Raw genomic sequence first — 386 nt, forward strand, 5'->3', positions numbered from 1 at the left:
TTTCCATACCGCTCGTCTTACCAGCGATGGGAGCCGTCGCCGTGTTTCAAGCCTTAGAGGTCCTTGGGATTTTCCCCGTGATCTTCGTGTTGACAGGTGGCGGGCCGGCTGGGGCGACTGAACCCCTAAACTTCTACGCTTTCCTGACCGCATTTACATATCTCGATCTCGATTATTCCGCCGCAATTCTCGTGGCATTCACAACAACGATCGTCGGCGTGTGTTTTTGGTCTATTCGCCAAATCTCGGCCACTCGCGTTGGGAGGTAAGCCCATGCATCGATACCTTGGACGTCACATCTCCGAATATCATCCACTCGCCAAATCTCGGCCCCTCGCGTTGGGAGGTGAGCCCATGCGTCGGGACCTCGGACGTCACATCTACGG

At 55.7% G+C, this 386-nt stretch carries 1 pseudogene; it reads left to right on the top strand.

Going from position 1 to position 386, the window contains the following annotated elements:
• Positions 1-269 (top strand): annotated as a pseudogene (locus EN780_RS40260) (sugar ABC transporter permease); the annotation flags it as partial.
• Positions 270-386 lie beyond the last annotated feature (117 nt).

Source organism: Mesorhizobium sp. M4B.F.Ca.ET.089.01.1.1 (assembly GCF_004022605.1).
Taxonomy (GTDB): Bacteria; Pseudomonadota; Alphaproteobacteria; order Rhizobiales; family Rhizobiaceae; genus Mesorhizobium; species Mesorhizobium abyssinicae.